15 protein-coding genes and 1 pseudogene are annotated in these 21,693 nt (G+C 72.1%); 4 read left to right on the top strand and 12 right to left on the bottom strand.

Translation table 11 applies throughout. The features are described 5' to 3' along the window. Positions 1 to 35 precede the first annotated feature (35 nt). The 4 genes from ACZ4WH_RS21260 to ACZ4WH_RS21245 all read right to left on the bottom strand — a co-directional run bounded on the left by ACZ4WH_RS21260 (position 36) and on the right by ACZ4WH_RS21245 (position 3,941). Complete coding sequence (locus ACZ4WH_RS21260) at positions 36 to 359, bottom strand: hypothetical protein (protein WP_468182626.1); 324 nt, start codon at positions 357 to 359, stop codon at positions 36 to 38. 60 nt (positions 360 to 419) lie between these two features. Continuing rightward, positions 420 to 1,916 carry a hypothetical protein gene (locus ACZ4WH_RS21255; RefSeq protein ID WP_468182624.1) on the bottom strand — a complete coding sequence of 499 codons (1,497 nt, stop codon included), beginning with the start codon at positions 1,914 to 1,916 and terminating at the stop codon, positions 420 to 422. A 274-nt stretch (positions 1,917 to 2,190) separates the two neighbouring features. Next, positions 2,191 to 2,850: a mycothiol-dependent nitroreductase Rv2466c family protein gene (locus ACZ4WH_RS21250; protein ID WP_468182622.1), complete on the bottom strand. Its 660-nt coding sequence runs from the start codon at positions 2,848 to 2,850 to the stop codon at positions 2,191 to 2,193. A gap of 68 nt (positions 2,851 to 2,918) precedes the next feature. Then, positions 2,919 to 3,941 (bottom strand): ketopantoate reductase family protein, encoded by a 1,023-nt coding sequence (locus ACZ4WH_RS21245; RefSeq protein WP_468182620.1) that lies wholly within the window; start codon positions 3,939 to 3,941, stop codon positions 2,919 to 2,921. 429 nt (positions 3,942 to 4,370) lie between these two features. On the opposite strand from ACZ4WH_RS21245, the gene ACZ4WH_RS21240 reads away from it, so the two are divergent. Continuing rightward, positions 4,371 to 6,614: an MMPL family transporter gene (locus ACZ4WH_RS21240; protein WP_468182618.1), complete on the top strand. Its 2,244-nt coding sequence runs from the start codon at positions 4,371 to 4,373 to the stop codon at positions 6,612 to 6,614. 156 nt (positions 6,615 to 6,770) lie between these two features. Here the strand turns inward: ACZ4WH_RS21240 and mgt are convergent. The 4 genes and pseudogenes from mgt to ACZ4WH_RS21220 all read right to left on the bottom strand — a co-directional run bounded on the left by mgt (position 6,771) and on the right by ACZ4WH_RS21220 (position 11,274). Continuing rightward, positions 6,771 to 8,013, bottom strand: a pseudogene (gene mgt / locus ACZ4WH_RS21235) (macrolide-inactivating glycosyltransferase). Positions 8,014 to 8,177: 164 nt separating this feature from the next. Next, complete coding sequence (locus ACZ4WH_RS21230) at positions 8,178 to 9,458, bottom strand: ABC transporter substrate-binding protein (RefSeq protein ID WP_468182616.1); 1,281 nt, start codon at positions 9,456 to 9,458, stop codon at positions 8,178 to 8,180. Beyond that, positions 9,458 to 10,345 carry a carbohydrate ABC transporter permease gene (locus tag ACZ4WH_RS21225; protein ID WP_468182614.1) on the bottom strand — a complete coding sequence of 296 codons (888 nt, stop codon included), beginning with the start codon at positions 10,343 to 10,345 and terminating at the stop codon, positions 9,458 to 9,460. The genes ACZ4WH_RS21230 and ACZ4WH_RS21225 overlap by 1 nt, the downstream gene beginning before the upstream one ends. Next, complete coding sequence (locus tag ACZ4WH_RS21220) at positions 10,342 to 11,274, bottom strand: carbohydrate ABC transporter permease (protein ID WP_468182612.1); 933 nt, start codon at positions 11,272 to 11,274, stop codon at positions 10,342 to 10,344. The genes ACZ4WH_RS21225 and ACZ4WH_RS21220 overlap by 4 nt, the downstream gene beginning before the upstream one ends. Before the next feature lie 176 nt (positions 11,275 to 11,450). On the opposite strand from ACZ4WH_RS21220, the gene ACZ4WH_RS21215 reads away from it, so the two are divergent. After that, positions 11,451 to 12,314 (top strand): phosphotransferase enzyme family protein, encoded by an 864-nt coding sequence (locus tag ACZ4WH_RS21215; RefSeq protein WP_468182610.1) that lies wholly within the window; start codon positions 11,451 to 11,453, stop codon positions 12,312 to 12,314. Between the two features lie 80 nt (positions 12,315 to 12,394). Here ACZ4WH_RS21215 and ACZ4WH_RS21210 read toward each other — a convergent pair whose 3' ends face one another. The 4 genes from ACZ4WH_RS21210 to ACZ4WH_RS21195 all read right to left on the bottom strand — a co-directional run bounded on the left by ACZ4WH_RS21210 (position 12,395) and on the right by ACZ4WH_RS21195 (position 16,793). Then, on the bottom strand, positions 12,395 to 13,123 hold the full coding sequence (locus ACZ4WH_RS21210; protein WP_468182608.1) for an exonuclease domain-containing protein: 729 nt from the start codon (positions 13,121 to 13,123) through the stop codon (positions 12,395 to 12,397). A 102-nt stretch (positions 13,124 to 13,225) separates the two neighbouring features. Further along, entirely contained in the window at positions 13,226 to 14,464 is a 1,239-nt protein-coding gene (locus tag ACZ4WH_RS21205) for an SAV2148 family HEPN domain-containing protein (protein WP_468182606.1), read from the bottom strand. A gap of 116 nt (positions 14,465 to 14,580) precedes the next feature. Beyond that, on the bottom strand, positions 14,581 to 15,927 hold the full coding sequence (locus ACZ4WH_RS21200; RefSeq protein WP_468182604.1) for a copper amine oxidase: 1,347 nt from the start codon (positions 15,925 to 15,927) through the stop codon (positions 14,581 to 14,583). 53 nt (positions 15,928 to 15,980) lie between these two features. Next, positions 15,981 to 16,793 (bottom strand): Tat pathway signal sequence domain protein, encoded by an 813-nt coding sequence (locus ACZ4WH_RS21195; protein WP_468182602.1) that lies wholly within the window; start codon positions 16,791 to 16,793, stop codon positions 15,981 to 15,983. A gap of 198 nt (positions 16,794 to 16,991) precedes the next feature. On the opposite strand from ACZ4WH_RS21195, the gene glgX reads away from it, so the two are divergent. Both glgX and treY read left to right on the top strand, forming a co-directional pair. Then, positions 16,992 to 19,103, top strand: coding sequence for a glycogen debranching protein GlgX (gene glgX / locus ACZ4WH_RS21190; RefSeq protein ID WP_468182600.1), 2,112 nt, complete (start codon positions 16,992 to 16,994; stop codon positions 19,101 to 19,103). Positions 19,104 to 19,187: 84 nt separating this feature from the next. Beyond that, positions 19,188 to 21,557 (top strand): malto-oligosyltrehalose synthase, encoded by a 2,370-nt coding sequence (gene treY / locus ACZ4WH_RS21185; RefSeq protein ID WP_468182598.1) that lies wholly within the window; start codon positions 19,188 to 19,190, stop codon positions 21,555 to 21,557. Positions 21,558 to 21,693: the final 136 nt, after the last annotated feature.

Genomic DNA, 21,693 nt, shown 5'->3' with positions numbered 1-21,693 from the left:
CGGCCGAAGCCCCGTGGCGGCGGGGCTTCGGCCGGTCACAGCCCGAGGGCGTTGATGAGTTGCTGGGTGAAGGCGAGGCTGCCGGTGCCGGCGGACGCCGCGATGGCGATCGTCTCCAGCGCGGAGCGGATCCGGCCGCGGTTCGGCGGCAGGCCGTCGTCGGCGGACTCCTGGAACTGGGCCTCGATGATCTGCCCCTGGGGCACCAGTTCCGGGTACTCGACGCGCAGGGTGTCGGTGAGCCGCTGGGCGAGGTCCATCATGGTGGGCAGGTCGGGGTGGGCGTGGTTGATCTGGATCTGGCCGTGGTCGCCGAAGTTGGCGGGGCCGTTGACGTTGCCGAAGTTGTAGGTGCTCATGTCCTGTCCTCGCTTCCCGGCGGCTCACCCCGGACCGGAGGAGCCGTCGGATGGATGGGGTTACGGCTTCGGCGCGGGCGGGCCTGAACCCGCGGGACCGGGGCCGCCCTGGGCTCCCGGGCCGCCCTGGGGTCCGGGCCCTTGCTGCCCGCCCAGGAGGATCGTCCCGTGGGCGCCGAAGTTGCTGGGACCGCTGACGTTACCGATGTTGTAGGTCTGCGTGTTGATGACCTGTACGGCCTTGTCGAAGGAACTGGTGTCGATGTTGTGGTCCCGCAGGAAACGTTCCGTGGCGGTCAGCACGCCCTGCTGGAGCCGGAACAGGAAGTCCTGCGCGTCGGTGCGTTCGATGTAGCCGGCCTCGTCCCAGGCGCCGAGGTCCTCGCGCAGGCTTCCCGTGGCGCCGTAGTCGTGGCGGACGTGCTGCTTGGTGATCGCGCGGCGGGTCCTGGTCAGCGCCCTGTCGTGGTCGCTCTGCCAGCGGTGGCGCCGCAGGATGCGGCCGAGGGCGCCGCGCAGTTCCGGGCCGGTGCGGCGGGTGGCGTAGCGGAACAGGTCCCACCAGCGTTCCCAGGGGGCGACCGGGAGCCGGTCCACGCGGTAGAAACGGCCGTCCAGCGGCGGTATGGCGTAGGCGGCCACCTCCCAGGTCAGGCTGGGGTGCTGGAGGATCGCCCGCAGGTACATGGAGACGATGAGCCGGCCGCCCTCGCCGACGCGTTCCAGGCACAGGTGGGTGCGCATGCCCGCGCCCGGTGTCTGGAGGCCGGCCTGCACGAGTTGCTTGGGGATCTGGGCGCGGGGCCGCCGGGTGGGGTCGGGCACCAGCTCGGGTATGAGGTGGGCGTTGCCGCCGAGGACGTAGAGCCGGTTCCTGGCCCGCAGCCCCTGGAGCCCGGAGATGTTCTCCATGTGCCGTGCCACGTAGGTGTGCAGGTCGATGACGTCGAACGGGCGCATCGGCAGTTTCCCGCCGCCCGGGGCGTCGGCGGGCCTGCTGATGTCGATGGGCTGCCAGACGACTTCCTTGATCTTGTCGCCGCTGCCGACGAACGGCTTGGTGTAGGCGGCCTCGTCGGCGTAGGGCAGGACGTTGGCGCGCTTGAGGTCGTGCAGCGCGGCCTCGGCCTCCGGTTCCACCGGGGGTGCGGTCTGCTCGGGTTTCTCGGCGGAGAGGAACACCTCCCGTGCCATGACGCGGCTGCGCGCCTGGGTGTGGCGGACCAGTGTCCAGGCGATCGCGTAGGCGCCGAGAGGGCCGAAAATCGCCACCCATCCGAGTGATCGGTGTCCGTTGACCAGCCCCCAGAGTCCGACGAGGAGGGCGAGGGGTACGGCCATCTGGAGGCAGGCGAGCCGGCGGTCCAGGGCGGCCCGGCGGCGGGTGGCCACGCGCGCGTGCCGGGCGAGGGCGACGAAGTTGATGTTGAGACTGAGCCCGATCGCGTTGAGCCGGTCTCCGGTGAGCAGCCGGTCGGCGTACAGGGCGAAGTCGTCGTCGAGGTGCACCGAGGCGCTCAGGCGCCGGGTCACCCCGTCCTTGCGGTACTGCGGCAATGACGGCAATGGTCTGCCCGTCACACTCATCCGTCCGTCCCCCTCAGGCCTTCCGCGCGGTTCACCCTAGGGACAACCCCGCGGGTTTGTCGCCGGGTTCGGTGACGGGCGGTGCCGGGGGACGGTCGTGTGGTAACGGCCGCCGCGGTCCGGCGCTCCCCTGTGACGTCGGACCGCGGCGGCTCTTGGTTCTGCGCCGGCCGGTGCCGCCGTGTCACACGTGCGGCGCGGCCGGCCCGCCGGAGGGACGTTTATCGGCCAACCCTGCTTCGGGTCAGTCGAACCGGAGCGCGCCGGTGCGGGTGCGCTTCAGTTCGAAGAAGTCGGGGTGCCGGGCCAGTACCCGGAAACTGTCGAAGAGTTCGGCCGCCTCGGCACCGCGCGGGACGGCGCGCAGCACGGGTCCGAACCACACGGTGCCGTCGATGTGAAGGGTGGGCGTGCCGACGTAGCCGCCGGTCTGCGGTTCGGCGCCGGCCGTGTGGCTGCGGCGGACCGCGTCGTCGTACGACGGGTCGTGCGCGGCGGCCGACAGGTCGGCGGGGAGGCCGAGTTCGGCCAGCGACTCGGTGATCACCGTGTCGAAGTCCTGGACGCCCCGGTCGTGGATGCGGGTGCCGAACGCGGTGTAGAGAGCGCGCAGCACCTTCTCGCCGTTCCGTTCGGCGGCGGCCACGGCGACCCGCACGGGCCCGATCGAGCGGTCCACCAAGTCCCGATACCAGTCGGGGAGTTCGTTTCCGGTGTTGTGCAGGTACAGGCTCATCGCCCGGAACCGGAGGTCGAGCGGGCGCAGCCGCTCGACCTCCAGCAGCCAGCGGGAGGTGATCCAGGCGAAGGGACAGGCCGGGTCGAAGAAGAAGTCGACCCGGGCCGGGGCGGCGGTGGCGGTGGCGGTGGTGACCGGGTCCATGTCGGTGCTGCTGTGCGTCATGGCGCCGACGCTAGTGCGCCGGTGGCCCAGAATCCCGACCCAATACCCATCCCTTTGTATGGCCCATTTCAGACAGCGGTCACGCGTCGCACCGCCTCGTCGGCCAGTCGGACCAGTTCGGCGACCGGCAGCGAACCCGCCGCCCGGCGCTCGCGCGCGAACCGGTTGGCGAGGCCTTGCAGCAGTTCGTTCAGCGGGGTGGGGACGCCGTGCAGCCGGCCGAGCAGGACGATCTCGCCGTTGAGGTAGTCCGCCTCGATGGTGCCGGTGCCCCGGACGAGGGACTGCCAGGAGGAGCCGCCGCCGCGGGGAGCCCCGTCCAGCGGGACCAGGGTGACCTTGTCGCCGCGGGCCGCGCGCTGCTCCGCCGCACCGGCGTAGGGGATGCCGGCGGCGTCCAGCACGGCCTCGCCCTCGGCCCGCACGCGCGCGAACAGGGCCTGCGCCTCCTCGGTCGTCACCGGCCCGCTGACCGCTTCCAGCGCGTTGCCGAGGTTTCCGAGCAGCTTGGCGTACTGCCAGCGCGCCACGTCGGGCACCACCGGCGCCTCGAAGTGCGCGTCCGCGAGGTCGGCGGCGATCCGGCGGGCGGTGTCGTCGGTGCCGTGCGGGAGACGGCCGAGATGCAGGACGCCGGTGAGCGGGCTGCCGGCGGCGGAGACGACTCCGGGTTCCACGAACGCCGACGGCAGCCAGACGCAGACGCCGTACACGTGCCGGAAGCGGCGCAGCGCCAGCCGGCCGCTCTCGACGCCGTTCTGGAGGCAGACCAGCGGCAGCAGTTCGGCCGCCGTGCCGCCGCCCGCGACGGGCACGTCGGCCCAGGTGTCCAGGGCGGCCACGGTGTCCTGGGTCTTCACGGCGAGGACGAGGACGTCGTCGGCGCGCAGTTCGCCGAGCGGTCCCGGCCCGTCGACGGCGGGCAGCCGGTACGTCAACTCTCCCTGCGGAACCCGCAGTCGCAGCCCGTGCTCACTGAGGGCGGCCAGGTGCGTGCCACGGGCGACGAGGGCGACCTCCCGCCCGGCCTGGGCCAGCCGCCCGCCGACAGTACCGCCGACCGCGCCGGCCCCGATGATGATGTAGCGCATGGGGCAGAGCCTCGCACACACGTCCGGCCCGGCGGTGAGGGTGTGGTGCGGCCGTCGTGCCCCGTGGGGGCGGGCACGACGGCCGGGTCCGGCGAGGGCCGGGTTGGGCGCGGGCCGGGTTGGGCGAAACTCTGGCTGATCGGCGGGGTCGGGTTCAACTCCTCTCCGCAGCTGTGACTTGTTCAACAAGTTTTCGTAATGACAAAGGGGGTCCCTGACGGCGGATCGGACACCGCGCCCCTGAGAGCCGCCCCCGAGAACCGGCGATAGATGTAAGGGGCCGCCGTCCTCCCCAGCGGTGATCCGGACCCCGCGCGGTTCACCGGGCGGTACGACGAGATGGCTTTATCCGGCCCCTACCGTCGAACAGGAGCAAGCGCAGACGTGGCGGCAGGGGGCCGTCACCGCACACGAGGGGGCAGACCCGTCATGGGGAACACAGAGGTGCGCGTGCGGGGGCTGGCCGCCCGCGCCGGCGGCTGGAGCGCCCGGCACCGCTGGGCGGCCGTCGGCATATGGGTGCTGTTCGTCGTCCTGGCGATGGGGCTCGGCTCGGCGGCGGGCCGGGTCGACGTGAACGAGAGCGATCAGCTCAAGGGCGAGACGCACACCGCCGCGAAGATCATCGATGACGCCGGGATCAAGGAGCCGGCCGGGGAGACGGTCCTGATCCAGTCGAAGGGCGGCGCCGTCAAGGCCACCAGCCCGCGGTTCCGCGCGGCCGTCGCCGACGTGGTGAAGGCCGTCGAGGGCACCGGCAAGGTGACGGGTGTGACCTCGCCGTACGACACGCACACCGTCTCCCGGGACGGCCGCAGCGCGCTGGTCCAGTTCGACCTGCGCGGTGACGCGGAGACGGCCGCCGACCGGATCGAGCCGGTACTGAAGGCCGTCGCCGGGGTGCAGAAGGGCCATGACTCGCTGCGGATCGAGGAGATCGGCGGCGCCAGCATGCAGAAGCAGTACAAGGACGCCTTCGGGGACGACTTCCAGCAGGCCGAGTACTCGGCGGTGCCGGTGGCCCTCGGCATCCTGCTGATCGCGTTCGGCGCGCTGGTGGCCGCGCTGCTGCCGGTGGCCCTCGCGATCACCGCGATCATGGCGACGATGGGCCTGATGGGGCTGGTCAGCCACCTCCAGCCGATGAGCGACACCGCCAACTCCGTGATGCTGCTGGTCGGTATGGCCGTCGGCGTCGACTACTGCCTGTTCTATCTGCGCCGGGAGCGCGAGGAGCGGGAGGCCGGCCGGGACGCGGGCACCGCCCTCCGGATCGCCGCCGCGACCAGCGGCCGGGCGATCATCGTCTCCGGTGTCACGGTGTGCGTGGCGATGGCGGGCATGCTGTTCACCGGGCTCGCCGAGTTCGAGGCGATGGGTCTGGCCTCGCTGATGGTGGTGGCCGTCGCCATGGTCGGCTCGGTGACCGTGCTGCCCGCGCTGCTGTCGCTGCTCGGCGAGCGGGTCGAGAAGGGGCGGCTTCCGTTCCTGCGCCGCCGGAAGCGCACAGGGAACGGAGACAGCCGGTTCTGGACGGCCGTGCTGCGGGGCGTGCTGGCCAAGCCGCTGGTCTCGGTCGTCGTCGCGGCCGGCGCGCTGCTGGCGATCGCCGCGCCCGCGCTCGGCATGAAGACCCAGCAGCTCACCCTGGACCAGGAGTTCGGCGACTCACTGCCGATCGTGCAGACGTACAACCGCATCAACGACGCCTTCCCGGGCGGCAGCGAACCGGCTGAGGTCGTCGTCAAGGCCGAGGACATCGACGCCCCCGAAGTCCGGCAGGCCCTGGCCGACTTCAAGAAGCAGGCGGTCGCCTCCGGCGCCTCGCGCGGCCCGGTCGACGTCAAGGTGTACGACGCCCGGAACGTGGCACTGGTGTCCGTGCCGCTGGTCGGCGGCTCCGACATGGACCGGGCCACGCGGAGCCTGGAGAAGCTGCGCGACGAGGTGCGGCCCGCCACGCTCGGCAAGGTCGACGGCGTGCGGGCGCCGGTGACCGGGCAGGTCGCGGGCAACAACGACTTCAACGACCAGCTGATGGGCTCCGTCGTCCCGGTCTTCGTGTTCGTGGTCGTCTTCGCCTTCCTGCTGATGCTGCTGTCGTTCCGCTCGCTGACGGTCGCGGTCACGTCGATCGTGCTCAACCTGCTGTCGGTGGCCGCCGCCTACGGCATCCTCGTCGCCGTCTTCCAGCACGGCTGGGGTGCCTCGCTGGTGGGCGCGGAGGGCGTCGGCGCGATCGTCACCTGGCTGCCGCTGTTCCTGTTCGTGATCCTGTTCGGGCTGTCGATGGACTACCACGTGTTCGTCGTCTCCCGGATCCGCGAGGCCCGGATGCGCGGCCGTACGACGAAGGACGCGATCCGGCACGGCGTGGTCACCACGGCCGGGGTCGTCACCAGCGCCGCGGTCATCATGGTCGCCGTGTTCGCGATCTTCGGCACGCTGTCCATGCAGTCCATGAAGCAGATGGGCGTGGGCCTGGCCGCGGCCGTCCTGATCGACGCCACGGTCATCCGCGGGGTGCTGCTGCCGGCGGTGATGGCGCTGCTCGGCGAGCGCAACTGGTACCTGCCGAAGTGGCTGCACCGCCTGCCGGACCTCACCCACGACGAGTCCCCGGAGCCGGTGGCGACGCCGGTGCCCGACCGGGGCGAGCGGCTGACTGTCTGATTCCGCCCGTTGACGCGGGGCCCGTCGGTTCCCCTGGGAACCGACGGGCCCTGTCCGTGCTCTCGCTGTGCGGACAGGTACGCCGATCACGGGGGGAACCAGATGGACAGGCGGAGTCTGCCCGGCTCGACACCACGGCGTACCTCTGACGGCCGCCTACCTCGGGCGGCGGCCCGGTAGTTCGGCCTCGATGAGGTCGGCCGCCCGCCGGGTCCCGCCCTCCTGGGCCATCTCCCCCCGCACCTCCTTGAGCCGGCGCGCGACCTCCGGGTCGTCCACCAGGGCGAGGGCGGCCTCGCGGAGGCGGTCGGCGGTGGCCTCCTCGGCGGGCAGGTGCCGGGCGACCCCGAGCCCCTGGAGCATGTCGGCGTTGCCGAACTGGTCGACGGCCTGCGGTACGGCGATCATCGGCGTCCCGGTGGCCAGCCCCTCCTGGCTGCCGCCGGCGCCCGCGTGCGTGACGAACAGGTCGGCCTGCCGCAGGATCGCCAGTTGCGGCACCCAGCTGCGCACGTCGACACGGGCCGGTACGTCGCCCAGCTCGGCGCGGGTCACATGCCGGCCGACCTGGAGGACGACATGCCAGCCGGGCAGGTCGCCGAAGGCGCGCACGCACTCACGGTAGAACGCGGGCTGCTTGGTGAAGGCCGAGCCGAGCGACACCAGGACGACCTTCTCCGCGTCGGCGGGCCGCTGCCAGTCGCCCTGGTCGGCGCGGTCGCCCTGGCAGGCACCGACGAAGGTGTGGACGCGCTCGTCCACCCGGTCGGCGTGCGGCTGGAGCGCCTTCGGGATGAGCACCAGGGAGCGCTCGGGGCGGCCGGCGAAAACGTCCGGGTGTTGGCTGATCCCGTTCTCGGCCAGCCACGCCTCGAACCGGGCGTAGTACGCCTGTCCGCGCTCGGTCTTCCTCGGTTCCGCCCACATCGGCTCGGCGACCTCCTCCTCGTAGCCCTCCCATGCGACGAGGTTCGGGGAGAGCGACACCGCCGGGACGCCCCAGCGGTGGGCGAGGACGCGGGCCGGGTAGGAGGTGATGTCGTACAGGACGAGGTCGGGGATGTCGTCGGCGTAGGCCTCGATGAGCTGCGGGAGCGCCTGGATCGCGTCGTCCAGGAACGGCTCCACGTTGTCCAGCAGGGTGTTCCCCCAGGCTTCGGGGTCGGCGTCCGGGCCGGGCAGGGTGGAGGTGTAGAGCACGGGCCGGGCCCCGGTGGCGGCCACCTTGTCGGCGAAGGCCGGCGGGATGGCGTAGGTGACGCGGTGGCCCCGGGCGACCAGCTCACGGATCACCTCCAGGCTGGGGTTCACGTGGCCGTGGGCGGCGATGGAGAACATGGCGATGTGGGCGGGTGCGGTCATGTCCGGGAGGCTAGGCGAGACGAGACGTCTCGTTCAATCGATTTCCTGGCCCGGCCGGGCGGCGCGTCCGGGCCGGCCTGAGCCCGGCTCAGGCCGGCAGCTCCGCGCGGGCCGTGCAGCCGGGCTCAGCGTTGGCAGCCGGGCTCAGCGTTGGTAGCCGCGCTGAGCCTTGGCAGCCCTGCTCAGCGTTGGTAGCCGCGCTCAGCGTTGGTAGCGGGCCAGCACCAGATTGCCGTCTCTCTCCAGACGGCGGCGCAGCTCGGCGAGGCCGATGGCGCCGCTGTAGTACTCCTGGTAGGCCGGGGTGGCCACCTTGTCCTTCCACTCCGGGTAGCCGCGCACGGACTGGGCGGGCGCCGGGCGCAGTCGGGCCGCGAGGGCGGTACCGGTCGCCCAGCCGTTCTCCGTGGTGTGCAGGGCCGGGTCCTTCAGGGCCTGGGTTCCGGTGGGCAGCATCCAGTCGCCGAGTGCGAGGCGGACCATGTTCTCCGGCCGCAGCAGGAAGTCGACGAACGCGACCGCCTCCTTCTTGTGCGGGCAGTCGGCGGAGACGGACAGGGTCTGCGGGCTGACGCCCTGGGTGAGCCCGTCGGCGCCCGCCGGTGCGGGCAGCACCTCCCAGCGGAAGCCCTCGGGCGCCTGCTGCGCGATCTGCTGGCGGTAGGAGAAGCCCAGCGGGACCATCGCGTACCGGCCGCCGAAGAAACCGGGCAGGGTGTCCGAGCCGCCGCTGCCGAGCGTGGAGGCGGGCGCGCTGTGGTCCACGGCGACCTGGTCGTGCACGGTGCGTGGCACGACCGCGTCCCCGGCCGTGAACCGTACGGTGACCTTGCCGTCCGCGCCCCGGTGGAACAGCCGGCCACCCGCCGACAGGGACAGGTTCAGCGTGGCGGAGACGGGCTCCTTCAGCGGCCAGGCCACGCCGTACCGCCCGGGCCCGCTGAGCCGCTTGGCCACCTGCCGGAACTCCGCCCAGCTCCACGGGTGTTCCGGTGTCGGTATGCGTACCTTCGCCGCGTGCAGCCGGTCGGCGTTCGCGATCAGCACCCGGGGTTCCTGGAGGAACGGCACGCCGTACACGCCGCGCCCGAAGGTGGCCGTCTCCCAGCTGCTCTCCGGGATGTCGGACCTGAGCCGGGCGGGCAGCAGGCCGGTCAGGTCGGCCAGGTAGCCGCCGTAGGCGAAGTCGGCGAGGTCGTCGGAGGCGTCATGGATGACGTCGGGGGCCTCACCGCCCTCGAAGGAGGTGAGCAGCTGGTCGTGCACACTGTCCCAACTGCCCTGGACGTACTCGACCTTGACGTCCGGGTGAGCCGCGTTCCACTCCTTCACCAGCTCCTTGTTGGCGGCGACGGACTCCTGCTGCCAGGCCAGGGACTGGAAACGCAGGGTGATCGGGCCGCCGTCCGTGCCGCCGCCCGAGGAGCAGCCTGCGAGGAGCAGCAGGAGGACGACGAGCGCCGGGGCGATTCTGGTCCGCATCAGCGCTTCACCGCCCCGGCGAGCAGTCCGCCCGTGATCCGCCGCTGGACGAGCGCGAAGACGGCCACGGAGGGCAGGGTGGCGAGGAACGCGGCGGCGGCCAGCGGGCCGAGGTCGGCCACGCCCTCCGCGCCGATGAAGTGGGTGAGGACCACCGGGAGGGTCTGTCTCCCGGGGCTCTTGAGCAGCACCAGCGCGAAGAAGAACTCGTTCCACGCGGTGACGAACGCGAACAGAGCCGTCGCCGCGATGCCGGGTGCGAGCAGCGGCGCCGTCACCGACACGAGCGTTCTCACGCGCCCGGCGCCGTCCACGGCCGCCGCCTCCTCCAGTTCGGCGGGCACCGCCCGGACGTGCCCGGCGAGCATCCACAGCGCGAACGGCAGCGCCCACACCACATACACCAGCACCAGTCCGATCAGCGAGTCGATCAGCCGCAGGTTTTTCAGCACCAGGAACAGCGGGATGATCACCAGTACGAACGGGAACGCCTGGCTGACCACCACCCACCCCGTGGCGGCCCGGGCCAGCCGGGTGCGGTGCCGGGCTATGACGTAGGCCATCGGGGTCGCGATCAGTACGGCGACGACGGCGGTGCCGAGCGCCACCAGCAGGGAGTTCAGGGCGGCGTGAGCCAGCGGCTGCTCCGCGAAGGCCTGCCGGACGTTGGCCAGGGTCGGGTGGCGCGGGATCCAGGTGGGGTGCGGGCTGCCCAGCTCGCGGGGGGACTTGAGCGCGGTGGACAGCAGCCACAGCAAGGGGAAGGCCAGGAAGAGCAGGTAGCCGAGGAGGGCGGCGTACTGGCCGGCGCGGGCGGCGCTGCGGCTCCTTTGGGTGCGCGAGGCCCGCGAAGTGCGTGAAGTGCGCGAGGTACCCGAGGTCTTCATCCCTCGTCACCGCCCCGCAGTCGGCCGGCCAGGAACACCGCGAGCAGCACCGATACCACCGCGACCAGTACGCAGCCCATCGCCGCCGCGTACCCGAACTGCCCGTAGCGGAAGGCCTCTTCGTAGGCGAAGAGCATCGGCAGCCGGGTCCTGCCGCCCGGTCCGCCGTTCGTGAGGACGTAGACCAGCGCGAAGGAGTTGAGGTTCCAGATCAGGTTCAGCGCGGTGATGGCGAGGGCCACCGGTCTGAGCGCGGGCCAGGTGACCGTGCGGAAGCGGCGCCAGGCGCCCGCGCCGTCGACCGCCGCCGCCTCGTGGAGTTCACGCGGGACGTTCTGTAGTCCGGCGAGCAGGGCGACCGTGGTCTGCGGCAGGCCCGCCCAGACACCGACCACGATCACCGCGGGCAGCGCGGTGGCCAGGCCGCTCAGCCAGTCCCGGCCGGCGCCGAGGCCGAGGTCGCGCAGGGTCTCGTTGAGGACACCGGCGTCCGGGTTGTAGACGAGCCGCCACATGATGCCGACGACGACCTCGGGCATCGCCCAGGGCACGATCGCGAGAGCGCGGGCCAGGCCGCGCAGGCGTAAGTCCTGGTTCAGGAGCAGGGCCAGGCCCAGCGCCAGCAGGAACTGGGGCACGGTCACGCCGACCGCCCAGACCAGTCCGATCCGGAACGACTCCCAGAACAGGGTGTCGTGCAGCAGGTCGCGGAAGTTGAGGGCGCCGATCCACCGGGTGGCGGCCGTCCGGCCGGACTGGGCGTCGGTGAAGGCCAGCAGGATGCCGTAGAGCAGCGGGCCGACGCTGAGCAGGAGGATCGGGATGAGGGCGGGCAGGACCAGGAACCAGGCGCCGCGATCGGCGACGCGGCGACCGACCGGCCGCCGCGCTTCGGCCGGTGGTGTCCGCGCTTCGGCCACTGCTGTCACGGAATCAGCCCCTTTGCCTGCTCCGGTTGGCGTGTTCATGGTCGTGAAGGCCCGGTACCCCGTCAAGGGACCGCGCACGACGGCCCGGCCCGCGCACGGTGGCCGACCTGGGCGAATGCGAGACTGGCCGAGGACCGGACGGACACGGCACGGGAAGACGGCACGGAGGCACGACGATGGACGAGGCACGCGCGCGGGACGTACTGGCCGCGGCGGGAGTGCTGCCGGACCCGGCCCGGGACGCGCGGCTCCTGGCCCTCGGTGAGAACGCGGTGTTCGCGGCCGGCGACCTGGTGGTGAAGGTGGGCCGGGACGCGGAGCTGCTGGCGCGGGCCGAGCGCGAGCTGGCCATCGCCGGCTGGCTGGCCGAGGCGGGCGTACCGGCGGTGCGGGCGGCCAAGGTGAAGCCGCTGCTGGTGGACGGCCACCCGGTGACCGTGTGGCACCGGCTGCCGGATCCCGTACGGCCGGCCGAGCCGCGGGATCTTGCCGTGCTGCTGCGCAGGGTGCACGCACTTCCCTCCCCTCCCTTCGGGTTGCCGCCCCGAGATCTGCTGGGCGGTGTGGAACGCTGGCTGCGGCTCGCGGGCGACGCGATCGACCCTGATGACGCGGCCTATCTCCGTGCGCGCCGCGACGGCTTCGCGGCGCAGGCGGCGGCGCTGACGCCGCGTCTGACGCCGGGGCCGATCCATGGGGACGCGCTGCCCCGCAATGTGCACGTCGGGCCGGACGGGCCGGTCCTGGTCGACCTGGAGACCTTCTCCGCCGATCTGCGCGAGCACGATCTGGTGGTCATGGCTCTCTCCCGCGACCGGTACGGGCTGCCCGCCGAGGCGTACGACTCCTTCACCGAGGCGTACGGGTGGGATGTGCGGGAGTGGGAGGGCTGCGCGGTCCTGCGGGGCGCCCGCGAGACGGCCAGCTGCGCGTGGGTTTCCCAGCACGCGCCGTCCAACCCGAAGGCGCTGGCCGAGTTCCGGCGCCGGGTGGCGTCTTTGCGGGACGGGGACGAGACGGTGCGCTGGTATCCGTTCTGACGGATGGCGCGACCCGGCACCGACAGGAGCCCGGCACCGGACGGATTGCGCAGCCCGGCGCTACGGGCTGCCTCCCGCAGCTAGGCGGACCGGGCGCCCGCCGCCAACTCCCGCAGCGGCCACGCGCCGTCCACCACCGCGTCCGCCTCTCCCTTGCGCCGCAGGAACGCCTGGAAGTCCGCCGCCCACTGCGCGTACCACTCGATCTGGCGGCGGTGCAGTTCCGCCGGGCCCAGGGACGCTATCTTCGGGTGGCGGTCGGCTATCGCGTACGCGAGCCGCGCCGCGGCGAGGGCGTCGGCGGTGGCGTTGTGGGCCGCGTCGAGGACGATGCCGTACTCGGCGCAGACCGCCTCCAGGTTCCGTTTGCCGCGGCGGTAGCGGTCGACCCAGCGGTCGATGGTGTACGGGTCGATGACCGGGGCGGGCCGGGTGCCGCCCAGCCGGTCGGTCAGGGACGGCAGGTCGTACCGCCGCAGCTCCGCCGAGAGCAGCGTGAGGTCGAACGCCGCGTTGTAGGCGACGACCGGAACGCCCGTCTTCCAGTACGACACCAGGACGTCGGCGATGGCGTCGGCCACCCGGTCGGCCGGACGGCCCTCGGCCGTCGCGCGTTCGTTGCTGATGCCGTGCACGGCGACCGCGTCGGCCGGGATCTCCACGCCCGGATCGGCCAGCCATTCCCGGCGCCCCATGGGCTCACCGGCCCTGACCTCGATCACGGCGCCCGTGACGATGCGCGCCTCGCGCGGATCGGTCCCGGTCGTCTCCAGGTCGAAGCCGATCAGCAACTCCCGGTGCCAGCCCATGGGCGGCCCCCCTTCTTGGTGGTGCTTTCCCCCAGTGGCCTCCACCATCGCACGCGGCACTGACAATCAGACGATGGCATTCCGCTTCCCGGCCCCGACCGCCTACGACACCGGGCGCGAATCCGCCCAAGCCAGCTCGAACTCCTCGCGGTATGTCGGGAAGAGACCGGCTTCGCCCACATCGTCCGACTTGACCAGCCGACTGCCGTTGCGCAGCACCAGCACCGGCGACTCCATCCCCCGCGCCCCGCGCAGATAGGACTGCACCACCGCGATGCCGTCGGCGCCGTCGCCGTCCACCAGGTAGGCGGTGAAGCGCGGTGTCTCGTCGTACACCTGGATCTCGAACGCGCCCGGGTCGCGCAGCCGGGACCGCACCCGGCGCATGTGCAGGATGTTCATCTCCACCGAGCGGCTCAGTTCGCCCCGTTTCATCCCGAGTTCGCGTTCGCGGCGTTTGACCGAGCTGGAGGCCGGGTTGAGGAAGAGCAGCCGTACCCGGCAGCCGCTCTCGGCGAGCCGGATCAGGCGCCGCCCGGAGAAGTTCTGCACCAGCAGGTTGAGGCCGATGCCGATGGCGTCGAGCCGGCGGGCGCCACCGAAGATGTCCTCGGCCGGGAACCGGCGCAGCAGCCGAACCCGGTCGGCGTGGACGGCGACGACGTCGGCGTACCGGTCGCCGACCAGGTCCTCGACCGCGTCGACGGGCAGCCGGCGCGCCGAGGGCACGTCTCCGCCCGCGCCGAGCATCTCCAGCAGCCGGGCGGAGGCCCGTTCGGCCTGGCTGAGGACCGCCTCGGACAGGGCCCGGTTGCGGGAGACGACGTTGCGGGTGACCTCCAGCTCGTCCAGGGCGAGTTCGAGGTCCCGGCGCTCGTCGAAGTACGGCTCGAAGCACGGCCAGTGCTGCACCACCAGTTCGCGCAGCTGCGGCAGGGTGAGGAAGCTGAGCACGTTGTCGTCGGCCGGGTCCAGCAGGTAGCCCTTGCGGCGACTGACCTCGCGGACGGCGACCGCGCGCTGCACCCATTCCTGCCCGGCAGGGCCGGCCGCGGCGACCACCCACTCGTCACCGTGGACCGGTTCGTAGATGGGCCGCAGCACGGCCGCCACGACCGCGCGCAGCCGCTGTTCGACGAGGTTCAGCCAGATGTAGGCCCGGCCGGCCCGCTGGGCGCGGGTGCGCACCTCACGCCAGGCGTCGGCGTCCCAGTCCAGCTCCGGTCCGATGGAACCCGCGTCCATCGGCCGGGCCAGGGACACCGCGCCGGGCGGGACGTCTGTGGAGTTCCCCTCGTGACCCTCGTCACCAGGAGGCAGCTCCAGCCCTCCCGAGCCCACCCGTGCACCGCCTTCCGCTCCCCCGGGCCTTTCCCGTCTCAACGATCAAGGAAGGGTACTCCGCGAGCGGTCGGCGGTGCAGCCGGATGGACAGGTCGGTTTCCCGACTGCTGTGCTCAACTACGCCATTCCCAGTGTCCGTTCTGCCATGCCAACTCCTTCGGAGTGAGCGGATTCATAGCCGTGACGTCCCGCGGGGCGATGGAGAACCCCTGCCAGTGCACCGGCATGGGCTGCTGGTCCTCGTCCCGGGCGATGTGGTGGAAACCGACGTTCATCCAGACCACGGGGTGGGTGAGGGCCTGGCCGCCCACCCACTTGTCGACGGACTTCGGGTGGCCGGTCGGGCACTTCAGGTTGTTGCTGGCGAACAGCTCGCACTTGTCGTACTCGGTGACGTACATGTCGTGCTTGGTGAAACCGCGGCCCGGGTACTTGGTGGTGGGGCCGGGGACCAGCTCGTACGAACGGGCATGCCCGTCCTTGTTCTTGCCGGCCGCGCTGACCACCCGCCACCAGCGGTAGGTCTTGTAGTCGCCCGCGAGTTCCTTGCCGACCTTGGTGCGGGTTGTCCTGGCGGTCGGCCCCTCCCGCCCGGCGGGGGCGCTGACGGTGGAGTCGTACTGCTCGACCTTCGTCTTCGACGAGCCGTCGAGGCCGAAGTCGAGCCGCCAGAAGACGTTGTGGCTGTGGCTGGTCGAGTAGTCCTTGGCGCCCTTGCCGATGGGCCAGCCGCGGCCGTCCTGGGCGTTGTAGTCCTCGAAGGACAGGCTGCCGGTCGCGCCGACGTTCATGCTGATCGTGCCGTCGTCCTGGAAGCGCCACTCGGTGATGTACTCGTACCAGCCGACCTGGTTGACCGTGTAGACCAGCAGGTCCTTGCCCTGCTGCTGGTAGGTCCTGTCCGGCTGGAGGAGGTCGTGCATCCGGTAGGCGTGGCCACGCGAACGGGTGGTCGCGCACAGGCCCTTGACGTTCGGGTGGCGCGGGTCGCCGTCCGGGACCTTGACCGTCTTGATGGTGCCGCCGGGGCACTCGCCGGGCGACAGCTCCATCAGCTCCTGGGCGAAGTCCTGGCCCGTCAGGTCGAAGTACTCGTGCTTCCCGTCGTCGTACGGGACGTGGATCTGGCCGAGTCTGGCGCTGTTGAGGACCTTGATCGGCTTGGCCTCACCCTTGGGCTGGTAGGAGATGTTCTCCAGGACGAGGCCGGCCTTGCTGTCGTAGCGCCAGCACATCCGCCAGGTCGTGCCGGTGGTCAGCTTCTGTTCGATCGTGTAGGCGGCGCTGCAACCGGGGGCAGCCGCGGCGGGCGCGGTCTGCGGCCGGGCCGCGGCCGGGCCGGCGAGCGTCGTCGCGCCGGCGGCCAGCGCGGCCAGGGACACTCCGACGGCCGCGGTCGTGCGGGCGGCGCGGCCGAGGGCGCGCGGCCGGGTCCCACCGGACAGGTGCTTCTCGGGCATGAAGGGGTGACTCCCTTACCGGAGGTACGGGTGTGAAGGTCGGTGGCGGCCGGTCAGCCGCGGTCGAGGGCGGCGGCCTTGCGGGCGCTCAGGTCGATCACGAGATCCCGGGTGTCGATCCACGGCCCGTTGCGGACCTTGGAGAACAGCCGCACGCACCGGTGCGCGCCGCACTTGCCGAGCACCGCGGGCTGCGCGCCCGGCGAGGCCTCGTAGATCCCGCCGCTCAGTTCCAGCTGGTCCGGCGAGGTGAGTTCCTTGCCGGTGGCGTCCTTGTAGTCCGCCCTGAGGCCCGCGCCCAGCGGGTCGGCGATCAGGATCCGGGCCGCCTCGGCGTTCTCGGCGCGGCCCGGCGGTGGCTGGACGCCGTGCTGGGTGCCGGTCTGCTCGACCTTTCCGGTCTTCAGGTCGACGGTCCTGGTGACGAGTGTGTCGTTCTTGTAGTCGTAGAAGGTCACGTCGGCGCGTCGTGGCGCGTCCGGGTCGTCCGCCTCGGCGGCCTCCGGCTCGGCGAGGTCGACGCTCAGCCGCTGCGGTCCCCGGTCGCCGTCGACGTCCCGGGCCGTGGCCGAAAGCTGTCCCGCCACGGCGATCTTCTCGACCCGCCGCATCTCGTCGTCGGTGAGCGGGTCACGGCCCGTGCCCTGCTTCTCCTCGGCGGGTGCCTGCTCCACGACGCCGGGCGGTGCGGCGTCCGGGCCCTGCCCGGCCTGCCGCGCGGCCCGCGTACCGCCGCCGGCCCCTCCGGAGTCGTCCGCTCCCGCCGTGCCCGGCAAGGTGACAGCGACCATCGCGGCGGTCCCCGCCGCCGCGAGGGCCGCACCGGTCAGTACTTTGCCCAGATGGCGGTGGACTGTCTCACGCACATCTTCCCCCTACTCCCCCTGGTCCCCGGGAGTACGCATCTGCCCCGCTGGTTCGGCACACGGCGGGTACCAGAACCGCCGTGCGCACTGGTCACTGGGTAAGAGGGCGGGTGAGCCACGGGAGGTTGCCTCACTTTCGGACGAGACTCGGGGCCAAGGCGGCCCCCGGCGGACGGCACACCTGGGAGAGTCGTATCCATGCAGGTCTGGCCTGGAGAGGCGTATCCGCTCGGCGCCACCTATGACGGCGCCGGAACCAACTTCGCGGTCTTCACGGAGGCCGCGGACCGAGTAGAGCTGTGTCTGCTGCACGACGACGGCTCGGAGACGGCGGTGGAACTGCGCGAGAGCGACGCGTTCGTACGGCACGCGTACGTGCCGGGCGTGATGCCGGGACAACGGTACGGGTTCCGGGTGCACGGCCCGTACGACCCCGGGCGCGGGCTGCGCTGCAACTCCGCGAAGCTGCTGCTCGACCCGTACGCGAAGGCGATCAGCGGGTCGGTCCGGTGGGGCGAGGAGGTGTACGGCTACCACTTCGGCGCCCCCGAGAGGCGCAACGACCTGGACTCGGCGCCGCACACCATGACGTCGGTGGTGATCAACCCGTACTTCGACTGGGGCGACGACCGCCCGCCGCGCACCGAGTACCACCACACGGTGATCTACGAGGCCCACGTCAAGGGCCTGACCATGCGTCACCCGGGGCTCCCGGAAGAGCTGCGCGGCACCTACGCGGCCCTCGCCCACCCGGCGGTCATCGAACACCTGACCAAGCTCGGGGTAACCGCGCTCGAGCTGATGCCCGTACACCAGTTCGTGAACGACCACCGGCTGGTCGACATGGGCCTGAACAACTACTGGGGCTACAACACCATCGGCTTCTTCGCCCCGCACAACGCGTACGCCTCCTGGGGCGACCGCGGCCAGCAGGTGCTGGAGTTCAAGTCGGCGGTCCGGGCGCTGCACGAGGCCGGGATCGAGGTCATCCTGGACGTGGTCTACAACCACACCGCCGAGGGCAACCACCTGGGCCCGACGCTGTCCTTCAAGGGCATCGACAACCCGTCGTACTACCGGCTGGCGGACGATCCGCGCTACTACATGGACACCACGGGCACCGGGAACTCGCTGCTCATGCGGTCCCCGCACGTGCTTCAGCTGATCATGGACTCGCTGCGGTACTGGGTCACCGAGATGCACGTCGACGGCTTCCGCTTCGACCTCGCGGCGACCCTGGCCCGGCAGTTCCACGAGGTGGACCGGCTGTCGTCGTTCTTCGACCTGGTGCAACAGGACCCGGTGGTCTCCCAGGTGAAGCTGATCGCCGAGCCGTGGGACGTGGGCGAGGGCGGCTACCAGGTCGGAAACTTCCCGCCGCTGTGGACCGAGTGGAACGGCAAGTACCGGGACACGGTACGGGACCTGTGGCGGGGCGAGCCGCGCACGCTCGCCGAGTTCGCCTCCCGGCTGACCGGCTCCTCCGACCTCTACCAGGACGACGGCCGCCGCCCGCTGGCCTCCATCAACTTCGTCACCTGCCACGACGGTTTCACGCTGCACGACCTCGTCTCGTACAACGAGAAGCACAACACCGCCAACGGCGAGGACAACCGGGACGGCGAGAGCCACAACCGGTCCTGGAACTGCGGGGCGGAGGGCGAGACCGACGACCCGGAGGTGCTGCGACTGCGCGCGCGGCAGATGCGGAACTTCATCGCCACGCTGATGCTGTCCCAGGGCGTGCCGATGATCAGCCACGGCGACGAGTTCGCGCGCACCCAGCGCGGCAACAACAACGCCTACTGCCAGGACAACGAGCTGTCCTGGGTGGACTGGCCGGAGTCCCTGGAGAGCGACCTGCTGGAGTTCACGCGCGCGATGGTGTGGCTGCGCCGCGACCATCCCGTCCTCCGCCGGCGGCGCTTCTTCCACGGCCGCCCGGTGGAGGGCACCCACGACGATCTGTCCGACATCGCGTGGTTCACCCCGGAGGGCGGCGAGATGACGCAACGGGACTGGAACTCGGCGCAGGCTTCCGCGCTGACCGTTTTCCTGAACGGCAACGCCATCTCCGAGCCCGGCCCGCGCGGGGAGCGCATCACCGACGACTCCTTCCTGCTGATGTTCAACGCCTCCCCCACGCCGCTGGACTTCCTGGTACCGGTCGACCACGGCCGCCAGTGGCAGGTGGTCGTCGACACGTCCCGTCCGGACGGGGTCCCACCGGGATCGGGCGCGAAGGTGGCGGCCGGCGACAGGCTCACCTTGCCGGACCGCAGCTTGACGGTGCTGCAACGGCCGGCGTAGGACGCCCCTGGAATCGGGACACGCGTGCGTGAACGGGCACAGGCCGATGACACGAAAGACGTCGAGCGGGGTACGTAGCTTCCCATGACTTCTGCGCGACCCGGACCGGGGGTGCCCACGGCCACCTACCGACTACAGCTCCAGCCCGCGTTCCCGTTCGCCGCCGCCGAAGCGGCCGTACCGTACCTGGCGTCGCTCGGCGTCTCGCACCTGCATCTGTCCCCCGTCCTGGAGGCCGTCCCGGGCTCCGCGCACGGCTACGACGTCGTGGACCACACGCGCGTGCGCGCGGAGCTGGGCGGCGAGGAGGGGCTGCGCGCGCTGGCGCGTACGGCGCACGAGCACGGCCTCGGCCTGGTGGTGGACATCGTGCCGAACCACATGGCGCTGGCCCCCCGGCACAACCCCGCCCTGTGGGAGGTGCTGCGGGAGGGGCCGGGGTCGCCGTACGCGCGCTGGTTCGACATCGACTGGGAGGCGCAGGGCGGCCGGGTGCTGCTGCCGGTGCTCGGCGGCCCGGTCGGCTCGGAACTGGCACACCTCGTGGTCGACGGCGACGTGCTGCGCTACCACGACCACGCCTTCCCGCTCCGCCCGGGCACCGAGCACCTGCCGCTGCCTCAGCTGCTGGACGCCCAGTGGTACCGCCCGGTGTGGTGGCGGCTGGCCCGCACGGAGCTGAACTACCGGCGGTTCTTCAGCATCTCCGAGCTGATCGGGCTGCGGGTGGAGGACCCGGAGGTGTTCGACGCCACCCACGGCACGATCCTGCGGCTGCTGGCGGAGGGCGTGTTCGACGGGCTGCGGATCGACCATCCCGACGGCCTCGCCGACCCCGACGGCTACCTCGCACGGCTGCACGAGGCGACCGGCGGGCGCTGGACGGTCGTGGAGAAGATCCTGGCCGAGGGCGAGCACCTGCCGGCCTCCTGGCCCGTCGCGGGCACCACGGGGTACGACGCCCTGCGGCACGTCGACGGCCTGTTCACGGACCGCACCGGAGCGTACGAACTGCTGGGCCGCTACCGCGCGTTCGCCGCGCCGCAGACGGACCGGGGCGGCAACTGGGAGGCCACGGTCCGACGGGCCGCGTACAAGGTCCTCACGCACGAGCTGGCCACCGAGACGGACCGGCTCACCCGGGTGGCGGCCCGGCTGTGCGCCACCTCGCCCGACCTCTCGCTGCGCGACCGCGCGCCCTGGGCACTGCGTACGGCCGTGGAGGAGCTGCTGGTCCGCATGCGGGTCTACCGGCCGTACTCCTCCGGCGACGCCTCCGCGGTGATCACCGAGGGGGCCGCCGAGGAGGCCCGGCTGGCCTTCGTGGTGCCCGAGGAGGCCGAGGCCGTCGGCATCGTCCGCCGGCTGCTGGTCGAGCCGCCCGGCGAGCCGTCGGCGCCGGATCACGCCGACCGGGTGGAGTTCCGCACCCGGTTCGCGCAGACCGCGTCGGCGCTGCGCGCCAAGTCGGTCGAGGACACGGCCTTCTACCGCTATGTGCCGCTGCTGTCGGCGACCGAGGTGGGCGGCGATCCGGGCAGCCCGGGGGTGTCCCCGGAGGAGTTCCACGCGTACTGCGCGCGCGTGCAGCGCGAGTGGCCGCTCACCGGCACGGTCGTCTCCACCCACGACACCAAGCGCAGCGCGGACGTGCGCGCCGCGCTGGCCGTGCTCACCGAGTGCCCGGACCGCTGGGCCGAGCTGCTCGCCGAGGTGACCCTGCCCGAGGAGGGCGTGCCGGACGGACAGCTGGCCTGGGCGGCCTGGCAGACGGTGTTCGGGCTGGGTCCGGCCGACGAGGAACGGGTGCAGCGGGCGCTGCTGAAGCATGTGCGCGAGGCGGGCATGTACACCAGCTGGACGGAGCAGGAGCCGCCGTACGAGGAGGCGGTGGCGTCCTTCGTCGCGGCCGGGCCGTGCGGGCCGCCCGGCGAGCGCGTGGCGGCGTTCCGGAAGGCGCTGGAGCCGTACGTGCGGGCCAACGTCCTCGGCACCGCGCTGGTCCATCTGACGATGCCGGGGGTGCCGGACGTGTACCAGGGCACGGAGGGCGAGTACCGGTCGCTGGTGGACCCGGACAACCGGCGCCCTGTGGCGTTCCCGCCGGAGGCGCCCGGCGAGAAAGCCGCGCTGACGGCGGCGGCGCTGCGGCTGCGCGCCCGGCGCCCGGACGCCTTCGGCGCGGGCGCGTCGTACGACCCGCTGACGGCCGAGGGCCCGGCGGCCGACCACTGCCTGGCGTTCGCCCGCTCCGGTGCGGTGGTCACGGCGGTGACCCGGCTGTCCCTGCGGCTCACGGAGGCGGGCGGCTGGCGGAACACCCGTCTCCCGCTCCCGCCGGGCCGATGGGCGGACGTCCTGACACCGGGCCGAGAGTTCACCGGCCACGCCCCCGTGGCGGACCTCGTGGGCCGACTGCCGGTGGCCCTGCTGGAACGGGTGCCGGAGGACTGAGAGCGCCGGGGCGGGGCCGGGGGCAACGGTCCGGCGCGGCGGGCGGGAGGCGGCCCGGGGGCGGTACGGCGGCCGGGAGGGCGGTACGGCCGGCCGGGAGGCGGTACGGCGGCCGGGGGGCGGTACGGCGGCCGGG

It is taken from the genome of Streptomyces sp. NPDC029138, assembly GCF_055564375.1.
The sequence above is the reverse complement of the archived record's forward strand: the minus strand, read 5'-3'. Positions and strand labels throughout refer to the sequence as shown.